We start from the raw sequence: 11,694 nt of genomic DNA on the forward strand, positions 1-11,694 counted from the left end.
AAACTTGACCATCCCTGTATCATCCCTTGGTTAATCAACTTCTTGGCTGGTTCGTTTACGGGCACAAAACCCATATCATATAAAAATTTTGTCCAGAAACGAACATATAATAAATGGCCTGTGGCATGTTCGCTACCACCTATATATAAATCTACTTGTTGCCAATATTTCATAGATTCTTTGCTTGCAAATTCACCAGTATTATGCGGATCCATATAACGGAACATATACCAACTGCTGCCTGCCCAACCTGGCATAGTGGTGGTTTCGTACTGCCACCCCGCAGCCCTTGCCAATGGTGGTTCACCACTTTCTGTAGGCAAATACTTATCTACTTCAGGTAGTATTAAAGGCAATTCTTTTTCGTCCAATACATAAGGAATTCCGTCTTTATAATATATAGGAATAGGTTCGCCCCAATAACGTTGTCTGCCGAAAATAGCATCACGCAAACGATAATTTATTTTGCCTTTTCCAAGTCCGCGTTTTTCAATTTCTTCTATTGCTTTTATAATAGAATCTTTTACATCGAAGCCATTTAAAAAATCAGAGTTTATACATTTCCCTAATTTCGCATCATACGATTCTTTTATAATATCATGACCTTCGGGAGCCGTAATTACTTGTATAATATCCAAACCAAAATGTGTGGCAAATGCATGGTCACGACTATCATGAGCGGGCACACCCATTACCGCACCAGTGCCGTATCCAGCCAATACATAATCGCCAATCCAGATAGGAATTTGTTTGCCTGTAAATGGGTGTATAATATAGGAACCTGTAAATTGTCCTGTTATATTTTTTACTTCTGCCTGGCGTTCGCGTTCACTTCTATTTTTTGCATAATATATATATTCTTTTACGGCATCTTTATGCTCATCAGTTGCTAATTTCTCGGCCCAATCATGTTCAGGGGCAAGAGTTAAAAAGCTAACGCCAAAAACTGTGTCAGGTCGTGTAGTAAAAACTTCTATATGTTTTTCATCTTCACCGTCGATTGCTGTTTCTAATTCAAATTTGAGTGAACTACCCTTCGATTTTCCAATCCAATTTGTCTGCGAATCTTTTAAAGGTTCAGGCCAGTCCAATTGTTGCAAATCATTTAATAATCTTTCCGCATACGCACTGATTCGCATGCTCCATTGCATCATCAATTTGCGTTCAACGGGATGACCACCACGCTCGCTCACACCATCTTTCACTTCATCATTAGCCAATACAGTTCCCAATGAAGGACACCAGTTTACATAAGTTTCGCTGAGGTATGCATTTCTATATAGCATCAAAATTTCCTGCTGAACTTTTTCACCAAGATTATTCCAGGTATCAGTTGATTGCTTAGGAAAACCATCAGGAGGTGCAGGAATCTCGCCTTTTTCAAACTTGGCAATTAAAGTTTCTATGGGCTCTGATTTATCGGTTTCGGTATTATACCAACTATTAAATAATTGTATAAATATCCACTGCGTCCATTTATAAAACTTAGGATCACTTGTCCTAACTTCTCTACTCCAATCGAAGGAAAAACCTATTTTATCTAACTGTTCTCTGTAGCGATTAATATTTGTTTCGGTAGTGATGGCTGGGTGTTGCCCGGTTTGAATTGCATATTGTTCGGCAGGCAAACCAAAAGAATCATAACCCATCGGGTGCAATACATTAAATCCTTTTAATCTTTTGTATCGTGCATAAATATCGGATGCTATATAACCCAAGGGGTGACCCACATGCAAACCCGCACCGCTGGGATATGGAAACATATCAAGCACAAAATACTTAGGTTTTGTAGTATCCTCATTAACCTTATACATACTGTTCTCTCTCCAGTATTGTTGCCAATCTTCTTCTATCTTCTTAAAATTATATTCGCTCATTTGTTATTTAAAATATGCTGCAAAGTTAATACTTGAAAAGCCTTTTGGCAATTTGCTTTTAGGGCATATATAAGTAGGAGTACAATGTTAATTCAATTTGTCATCCCAAGTGGGCGAGGCCCGCTGACGGCGGGTACAATGCTAGTCCTTTGTGGTTGGTTGTATAAGCAGTAGGTGTCTCCTTCGTCTACAAGACAAAAACACACTCATATATATCACATTTAGGCAGAAGAGCACTGCTACTATGACATACTAACTTCTTTTCGCCAAGTCCTCCACCCTATTATACTCATCACCCAAAAAATTGCAAACAGAATCATTGTATAATACAATCCCCTATCATAATACATATATATATAAACGGTATTCACAGCAAACCAAATTACCCAGTTTTCCATGCGTTTGCGAGCCTGCAGATACTGTGCAGCAATACTTCCCACAAAAGTAAAACTATCCATATAGGGCAAAGGGTCTTTCGTATAATCTTTTAAAAATTGAGCAAGTACAAAGAACAAAATAATATATATAATAATTATAATTGATAGCTCCTTGGCACTACTATATTTTGGATTTAAATGTGTTTTATTTTTGGCAGTCCAATTCTTCCAGCCATATACCAACATGCCGATATAAATTAGCTGCAAAGTTCCATCGGCATAAAGTGCATTGCTGTCGTGCAAAAAAACAATTCCATAAGCAATAGAGCTGAAAATAAGCAAAGGCCAACACCTCACATGCTGCAGTGTAGTAAGCCAAACCCCCGCCAATCCTGTGATTGCACCAAATATTTCAAGAAAGGTGAGCAAGTTGTCCATTCTATACCGATTTTTGCAGCAAATAACAACTAAAAATCATGGCTAAAAAGAACAAAGAAGAATTTTGTTCCTTCTGCGGAGTTCCCGCAACTCCTTTTCTATTTATGCTTGCTGGCATTGAAGGAGCATTGATTTGCGAATCGTGTATACAAAGTGCTACGGAGATATATGCAGAAGCAAACGGCAACGGAAAAAATAAAAGCAAAAACAAAGAGGGACATGCCCACAAAGAGTTAAAATTGCTCAAACCGCACGATATCAAAAAGCATTTGGATGAATATGTAATTGGTCAAGACCAAGCTAAAAAAGTGTTGAGTGTGGCTGTATATAATCACTACCAACGTATGAATGCCAAAGGTCATAAACATATTGAGGTAGAGATTGAAAAATCAAATATCCTCTTGGTGGGCGAAACAGGAAGCGGCAAAACTTTACTCGCAAAAACATTAGCCAAAATATTGAATGTACCATTTTGCATAGCTGATGCAACAGTTTTAACTGAAGCTGGTTATGTGGGCGAAGATGTAGAAAGTATTATAAGTCGATTGCTGCAAGCTGCAAATTATGATGTGGCCCAAGCCGAACGTGGAATTGTATTCATTGATGAGATTGACAAAATTTCTCGCAAAAGCGATAACCCCAGCATCACCCGTGATGTAAGTGGCGAAGGAGTGCAGCAAGCCTTGCTCAAAATATTGGAAGGTGCGGTAATAAATGTTCCACCACAAGGTGGCCGCAAACATCCCGAGCAACAATTTGTACAAGTGAATACGGAGAATATATTATTTGTGTGTGGCGGTGCTTTTGAAGGCATCGATAAAATTATTAAAAATAGAGCAAACACACAGAGTATCGGTTATAAAACTGCCGATGAAAAACAAGTTTTCGAGGACAAAGATTATTTGCAATATTTGTCGCCCGAGGATTTGCGTAAATACGGAATGATCCCCGAAATCATTGGTCGTATGCCTGTGCTCGCCCACCTCGATCCATTGAATGCGGAAACGTTAAAACGTATTTTAACCGAGCCGAAAAACGCTTTGGTAAAACAATATAAAGCCTTGTTCGAACTCAGTGGTAAAACTTTGGAGTTCGCTCCAGAAACCATTGATTTTATTGTAGAGAAAGCTATCGAATATAAACTTGGAGCCCGCGGTCTACGTTCGATCTGCGAAAAAATAATGACCGACCACATGTTCGATTTGCCATCGCTCGATATGGTAAAACATGTAACGCTAGGCCCCGAATATGCCCGCCAAAAATTAGAAATTTTCAATATGAAACAGAGTGCTGCTTAACAATTTATTCTTGATATTTGCAACCTTATAAAATTATTCACGAATCAAATAAAAAAATATAATCTTATGTTAAAAAAAATCACCTTATCAATTCTCGCCATCTTTTTGGCCAATGCTTTTGCATTTTCTCAATGTTCTAAAACTTATACCGGAACAGGTGTATACCCTCCTCAGTTGCCCGATGCCTATGAGCAAGTGCAGTTCAGTCAAGAAGTAGATTTTACTTTCCCTGTTGATACCACAGTACAAAGCTTCTCGGTGCATATTGACAGTTTGCACATATCAAAAGTAGTGGGCTTTCCTGGAACTAATTTTACTTTCAATTGCAATGTTCAAAATTGTTCTTATATTTATCAAACGGGTATGACCTATTATCAAGGATGCTTTATGATAAAAGGAACCGCTCCAAAAGGAACCGCGGGCACCTATAAGTTAAAGGTAGATTTGGAAGGTTATTTCTCTACGCCATTTGGTCAACAAACATATATAGTTACCGATTCATCTGTTAATTTTACAGTAAAATCATGTAATACATCAGCAGCAGTTTCTGTAACAGGCAATACTTCATTTTGCCAAGGAGGAAGTGTGAAATTGACCGCATCAGGTGCTAATAAATTTCAATGGTTAAATATGAATACCCCTATTGTAAATGATACACTTAGCATTTTATACGCCACCGATAGCGGTATATATAAAGCCATTGTGTGGGATGCAGCTACAGGATGTTTTGATACAACTTCTGCGACTACTGTTACAGTGTATGTATTACCCGCAAAACCAACAATTTCAGCAACTGCTTCTGCTGTTTCTACAACAGCTTCGGGGTTAACTTATCAATGGTACCGTGATACAACTTTAGTAGCAAATGCTACTTCACAAACATATACGCCTACGGTGAATGGCAAATACAAATTAAAGGTGACCAACTCAAATGGCTGTAGTTCTTTCAGCGACCCTCTTGATTTTAAAAATACAAGTATTAGTGATTTGAGCGGAATACAATCATTGGGGATATTCCCTAACCCTGCTAACAATACTATAACTTTGGAATTTGCTTCTACAACAAAACAAACAGTTCAATTATATATAATAGATATCAATGGCAAAGTAGTGATGACTCAAAATATTAATGCTGCAAATGCTAAAAATAATATCAATATCGATTTAACCAATTTTGCAAAAGGTATATATTTAGTAAAACTACAAACTAATAATGGTCAACAAACACAACGTTTGACTGTGGACTAATACAATCACAATAGATTCTGAAACCACTCAGGGACTTTGCCGTGGCGAAGAATATATAATAGCAAAAAATATAAAATTTGCAAGGCTGAGCAGAACCTTTAATGATTGCCTGAAGCAAATAAGAAAACTGAATCATTTCCCTTACGCCAAATCGCCCAACCCATCTATATCATCATCCATATTTTGTGGGTACATATAGTTTTTAAATTTGGTCATTACGCCTGTTATCAATAATATATAATATATAACAAACATCAAGGCTAGAAATATTAAGAAGCCATATCCTATATTGGCACTATTAAACCAATATGACAAGCCCGCAGGAGGTTTTTTGTCACTGGCGGAAACAGGTATTTCTACAGCATACTCTCCAGAATTTTTATTGTTATTTTGCGACATGAGGTTTGTTAAACTTGCGGAACTCCTTCGGTTCAAAATAGTTTTCACACCACTACTGTCGAGCAATTGTATTACTTTGTTCAGCAATTTTTCGTCAGCGGTATATTTAAGAAAAGCTACTCTATCTATACCAAAATTAACCGCCCACAGTGCAAATTGTCCAGCAATATTTTGCATATCATCATGCTCGATGCGATTCACTACTTTCACTACTCTAACACTGCTAATTGAACCTAACAAAAAAGGTATTCCTTTCAGAGGGACTTGCCTTTTCATCTCAATACCCATCGCATACATCTTGAATCTAATTTTTTTCTTACCCGCTATCTGAAGTTGTACACGTTTAGTAATCACCGTATTTTGAACAGCGGTATCGGTGCTAATTAACTCCAACCCATTATCAATTTGTATATTTATTTCCGAGTCCAGTTTGTTTTTTATTTCACCCACAATACATTTCCCATAGTGAACCCCGTTTTGATCGATCACTTCTGCAAAGACTTTTTTATCAAAAGCTCCTTCCAGTTTCAGCGTAATCCAATCATTATCAATAGCCGTTTGAATAGGCACATACTGTTGCGAAAACAACACGGATGCCCAACAAACAAAGGCCGACAGCAATATGATATGTTTTATTTTACTATTCAACAAAAGCCATTTGAGGCGGGTTCAAAGCTAAGATAGCACACGGGGCTACAAACCTTGAAGTTTTAAACTCTTGACATAAATTTCAAAAATGTGTTTGCTTTTGTGGACAGGTTTAAGAGGGGGAACTCTGCTCGTGGTTGTGTGTTCCGAAGCATCGGAATCACCTACCATTAACCATTAACCCCTCCCGATAGCCCCGCAGCAGCAGCGGGTTAACTGCCAACTGCCCACTCTCTACTGCTACTATCAACTGCCCGCTGCAGCGGGCTATCTACTATCTACGGCTCACCTACATATTCGTCCAACCCTGAGCTGGCAAAGGATACTGCGTTCCCGCTTTACTTATGAGATGAATACCAGTGCCTGCCATATTGCAATGGCCTATAATACTAATTCCTTCAACACCTTTTATCTGCTCAAACATGCTTTGGGGAACCGTGAACAATAACTCATAATCCTCTCCCCCATTAAGTGCACAGGTGGTCGATTCGAGTCCGAGTTCTTGTGCATTATTATATACAATCGCATCAATTGGAAGTTTATCTTCATAAATCGTAATCCCCACATTCGATTGTTTAGCTATATGGTGCAACTCACTGCTTAGCCCGTCAGAGATGTCCATCATGGCTGTTGGCTTGAGTTTTTTATCGTGCAAAAACTGTATCATGTCTCTGCGTGCCTCGGGCTTTAACTGCCGTTCCAATATATAATCAAAACCTTCCAAATCGGGCTGTGCTCCTGGGTTTTCAAGAAATATTTTTTTCTCGCGTTCCAATAATTGTAATCCGAGATACGCTGCCCCGAGGTCGCCAGTTACACATATGAGGTCATGCTCTTGGGCTCCACTTCTATACACTACCGCATCTTTTCTGCACGTACCTATTGCTGTAACGCTCAGCATCAAACCGCTATGACTGCTGCTGGTATCGCCACCCACCAAATCAATACCATAAAAATCGCAGGCATGTTTAATCCCTGAATATAATTCTTCGATGGCTTCAAGTGAAAATCGATTGGAAAAAGCAAGTGACACTGTTATCTGCTCGGGTATCCCATTCATGGCATATATATCGCTCAAATTCACGGTCACAGCTTTATATCCCAAATGTTTTAGGGGCATATAATGCAAATCGAAATGCACACCTTCTATCAATAAATCAGTGCTCACCAAAGTTACATTTTCAGCATCTTTTTCAAGTACAGCGGCATCGTCGCCAATGCCTTTTAACGTGGATGCTTGCTTACTTGTGAAATTTTGAGACAAATGGTCTATTAAGCCAAACTCGCCTAGCAGCGATACTTCTGTGCGGGATGCGTTTTCAAACATGCTGCAAAGATACAGTTGGAAATTTGGTAGTATGGGGCAACTTTTTTTGCTTATTTTTGTCAATTACTAAAGTCATTGCGAGGTACCTATCAATGTCATTGCGAGAAACGAGGCTTCGCCGCGGCGAATCATTAAAGTGCAAAATAGGCTATTATAAATGAAGCTATATAATACATATAAAAAACTATTACTATATTCTATTGGATGTATGGTAGTTTTATTATACAATAGTTCAAATTCTTTTGCACAAACTTTTATCGAAAACAAAGGTCAATGGGAAATCTATTACAAATACTTATTGAACGCTAATTCGCAAACAATCATCATAGAAAAAAACAAACTTCGTTATGTGCAATTTAATGATACCGTATGGTCGAAAATAATTGCACACCCACACGGCAAACAAGTTAAACGCCCCACGGTATTGCCATGCAACCAAATGTTCATCAGCTATGTTGGGGCTAATGATTTCCAATTATCAGCAGCTAAAAAAACGGAACATTATTATAATTTCTTTTTGGGCAATGATGAATCGAAATGGAAGTCGAAAGTATATGGATTTGGAGAAATTAATATTCATAATTTATATAATGGCATCGATTTAAAAATGGAACCTTTGGCGGGTTCACTCAAATATACTTATTATATACAAAAAGGGATTTCGCCATCGCAAATAAAAATGCAAATTGAAGGAGCAGATAAACTCGAACTTATTAATGGAAATTTGCATATCTATAACAGTGTGGGGAAACTGCAAGACCTTGCACCTATTGCTTGGCAAATGATTGGGGATAATAAAGTTTCGGTTGTTTGCAAATTCAAATTAACAGAAAATATAATAAGTTATCAGTTAGGAGATTATAATACAAATTATCCTTTGGTGATTGACCCAGTATTAATATTTAGTACCTATTCAGGTTCTACTGTAGATAATTTTGGTTTTACCGCAACTTATGATAGTAAAGGAAGTTTATTTGCGGGAGGGATTGCGTCGTGGCCTACCACAGTTGCCAATGGCAAATACCCTGCAACTGCGGGTGCTTTTCAAACAAGTTTTGGCGGTGGCGTTCAAAATGGATGGGAATTTTTTCCCTGTGATATAAGTCTCAGCAAGTACAAACCTGATGGTTCTGCATTATTATGGGCTACGTATTTAGGAGGCAAAGACAGTGAATTCCCCCATAGTATTATAGCTGACGGCAATGACCAATTGGTAGTTTTTGGTACAACTACTTCTAAAAATTTTCCCGTAAAAGCAGATAGTTATGATACAAGTTTCAACGGAACCTACGATATTATATGTACCAAATTTACAGAGGATGGAACTGCTTTAGTGGGCTCTACCTACATTGGTGGCAGTGGCGATGATGGTTTCAACTCTGGTGGTTCGTTAAAATATAATTATGCTGATGAATTTCGCGGCGAAGTAGATTTGGATAATGACAATAATATATATATTGCCAGTTGTACCCGCTCAAATAATTTCCCAGTTTCAAGTTTAAATTTACAAAAAAAATTAGGCGGAGGACTTGATGGCGTAGTAATAAAATTAGATAGTACGCTTTCCAATTTAGTTTGGTCAACCTACTATGGTGGTAAAAAAGATGATGATTGGTATAGTGTAGAGGTAACTGGAAATAATTTAGTATATGTTGGCGGCGGAACTTCAAGTGATAGTTTACTCGCGGATAGCAATGCACTTAATCCAAAATATTTAGGAGGCCGATCAGATGGATACATATATTGCTTCACCAATGATAGTTTAAAATTTGTAAATGGTACTTATATAGGAAATAGTGAATATAACCAAGTCTATTTTATAGAAACCGACCGCAAAGGAATGGTTTATGCAACTGGGCAAACTGATAGTATTTGGGCCGTTAGCAGTGGTGTCTTTAACGAAGCCAACAGCGGGCAATTTATTATAAAGATTGATTCGTCGTTACAAAAAACTATACTATCTACTTGCTTTGGAAGTGGAATTAAAACTGCTGATTTAAACCCAAGTGCTTTTCTAGTTGATAATTGTGAGAACATATATTTCTCTGGTTGGGGCAGCGAGGTTGCTGCAAATGGTGACCACACCGGTTCAACAGCCAATTTGAGTGTATCCGCAAATGCTATTCAAAAAACAACCGATGGAAAAGATTTTTATTTAATAGTACTCACCAAAAATTTTGCTACACGAGCGTATGCCACCTATTTTGGGTCTTCTGGTCAAACAAACGAATCGGGCGACCACGTAGACGGAGGCACAAGTCGCTTCGACCCCAAAGGTGTCGTTTATCAATCAGTTTGTTCTAGTTGTCCCGAAGTACAAAACCTATCACAGCTAAGTAATTTTCCAACTACAGTAGGTTGTTTTTCTAAAACAAATCCTAGTCCCAGATGCAGCAATGCATCTTTCAAAATAGATTTTCAAATATCAAATGCTGTTATTGCCGACTTTGATATTGGCCCTCGAAAGGCTTGTCCACCCTTGGTTCCTAACATTAATAATAAAAGTACAGGAGGTAAATATTTCTATTGGAGTTATGGAGATAACACTTATGATACTGCCAAAAATCCACAACCACATAAATATAATACTCCAGGAAAATATATAGTAATGCTGGTTGTAAATGATAGTAATAGTTGTAATGTAAATGATACTGCTTATCAAACGGTAGAGATATACCAGTCGGGCAAAGCAGACTTTGATGCACAACAAAAACCTTGTGAGAAAAAAGTAGCTTTCAAAAACAAAAGTACTTATAGTATCCGCACCGAATGGGATTTTGGAGATGGACAAACAGATTCCACAAACAATCCTGTTCATATATATACAAATTCCGGATTTTACAAAGTGAAATTTGTAATTAATAGAGGTACGCCATGTGCAGATAGTATTGAAAAAATTGTCTGGATAAATGCGGATACAACAACTCATGCAAAGTTCACCGTAAGCCCCAAGCAAGGCTGTGCGGGGCAGAACGTGAATATGAATAATCAAAGCACCACGGGCAAATCATATCTTTGGGATTTTGGCGATGGCACCACAGATACAAATTATAATACTTCTCACCGATATAATACTGAGAAAACTTATATCATAAAACTTACCGTAATCGATTCCCTAAATTGTACTGTCATGCAACAAGTTCAAGACACTATTAATATAGTAGGAATTGTAAAAGCCGATTTTGAATATGAAAGTGGGCTATGTGAACTGATATATAAATTCACCAACAAAAGTACGGGTATCTTAACATATTATTGGCTCTTCGATTCAGGTGTCATAGATAGTTCACAAATTAGTCCTGTCACGCATTCATTTCAAGCACCAGGCTCATATAAAGTAGGTATTATCGTAAATCCTGGTTTTAGTTGCACTGATACATTGTATAAAACTATAAATATTAAAATTGGCACGATAGATTCTATATTAATTCCCAATTCATTCACACCAAATGCTGATGGAATTAACGATTGTTATCATATAGCTGGAATACTCCCTCCCTGCGATGAATTCCATATGTGGATATTTAACCGTTGGGGTGAACTTCTTTGGCAAACTACCGATATCACTGACTGTTGGCACGGTTATAACGACGGCGGTATACCTTATTCTGCCGGCACTTATTTCTACGTATTAGAAACAAACAAAGTAGGCAAAAAAACTAAAAAAAATTATAAAGGAACAATAACTTTGCTAAGATAAATTCTCAATTTATTGCTGTCTGCTCCAGTTGACTGAAGTTAATAAAATTAAAACAACTTGTTTATAGCCATAAAATAAGTTGTAATACTTTTGAATTCTAATCTTAAATATATTATGAGTTGGATAAGAATTTATATACATGCTGTATTCTCAACTAAGAATTTTGAACCACTTTTAAATTCAATAGAATTAAGACAAAAAATATTCAAACATATAAAACAAAATGCAACTGAAAAAGGCATTTGGCTTGATTGTGTAAATGGATATAATAATCATGCACTGCCCGAGGACTGGACAAAATCAAAAAGCAGGCTAAAAAAAGCAGGAGTTCCCCTTGAAAGACATAATCCCCAGACAAAGTTAGAGCTTGCATTAGCCATTA

The 11,694-nt window shown here is 37.4% G+C and carries 8 protein-coding genes; 4 read left to right on the forward strand and 4 right to left on the reverse strand.

The annotated features are described in order from the left end of the window. On the reverse strand, nucleotides 1–1,877 hold a 1,877-nt coding region (locus SGJ10_13165; protein MDZ4759072.1), incomplete at its 3' end, for a class I tRNA ligase family protein. Nucleotides 1,878–2,119: 242 nt separating this feature from the next. Next, nucleotides 2,120–2,692, reverse strand: a complete 573-nt coding sequence (gene pnuC / locus SGJ10_13170; protein ID MDZ4759073.1) for a nicotinamide riboside transporter PnuC — start codon at nucleotides 2,690–2,692, stop codon at nucleotides 2,120–2,122. Nucleotides 2,693–2,730: 38 nt separating this feature from the next. Between pnuC and clpX the strand changes: the two genes are divergently transcribed. Both clpX and SGJ10_13180 read left to right on the forward strand, forming a co-directional pair. Then, nucleotides 2,731–3,990, forward strand: a complete 1,260-nt coding sequence (gene clpX, locus SGJ10_13175) for an ATP-dependent Clp protease ATP-binding subunit ClpX (GenBank protein ID MDZ4759074.1) — start codon at nucleotides 2,731–2,733, stop codon at nucleotides 3,988–3,990. A 66-nt stretch (nucleotides 3,991–4,056) separates the two neighbouring features. Continuing rightward, nucleotides 4,057–5,238, forward strand: a complete 1,182-nt coding sequence (locus SGJ10_13180) for a T9SS type A sorting domain-containing protein (GenBank protein ID MDZ4759075.1) — start codon at nucleotides 4,057–4,059, stop codon at nucleotides 5,236–5,238. A 141-nt stretch (nucleotides 5,239–5,379) separates the two neighbouring features. Here SGJ10_13180 and SGJ10_13185 read toward each other — a convergent pair whose 3' ends face one another. Together SGJ10_13185 and thiL are read right to left on the reverse strand one after the other, a co-directional pair. Further along, complete coding sequence (locus SGJ10_13185) at nucleotides 5,380–6,207, reverse strand: hypothetical protein (protein ID MDZ4759076.1); 828 nt, start codon at nucleotides 6,205–6,207, stop codon at nucleotides 5,380–5,382. A 367-nt stretch (nucleotides 6,208–6,574) separates the two neighbouring features. Next, the gene (gene thiL, locus SGJ10_13190; protein MDZ4759077.1) at nucleotides 6,575–7,612 is read right to left on the reverse strand and encodes a thiamine-phosphate kinase; all 1,038 of its coding nucleotides are present in this window, start codon (nucleotides 7,610–7,612) and stop codon (nucleotides 6,575–6,577) included. A 157-nt stretch (nucleotides 7,613–7,769) separates the two neighbouring features. Here thiL and SGJ10_13195 point away from each other — a divergent pair, with 157 nt between their 5' ends. Next, on the forward strand, nucleotides 7,770–11,312 hold the full coding sequence (locus SGJ10_13195) for a PKD domain-containing protein (protein ID MDZ4759078.1): 3,543 nt from the start codon (nucleotides 7,770–7,772) through the stop codon (nucleotides 11,310–11,312). Nucleotides 11,313–11,426: 114 nt separating this feature from the next. After that, the coding region (locus SGJ10_13200) for a hypothetical protein (GenBank protein ID MDZ4759079.1) at nucleotides 11,427–11,694 on the forward strand (268 nt) is incomplete at its 3' end.

It is taken from the genome of Bacteroidota bacterium (assembly GCA_034439655.1).
GTDB lineage: Bacteria > Bacteroidota > Bacteroidia > UKL13-3 > UKL13-3 > CANJUD01.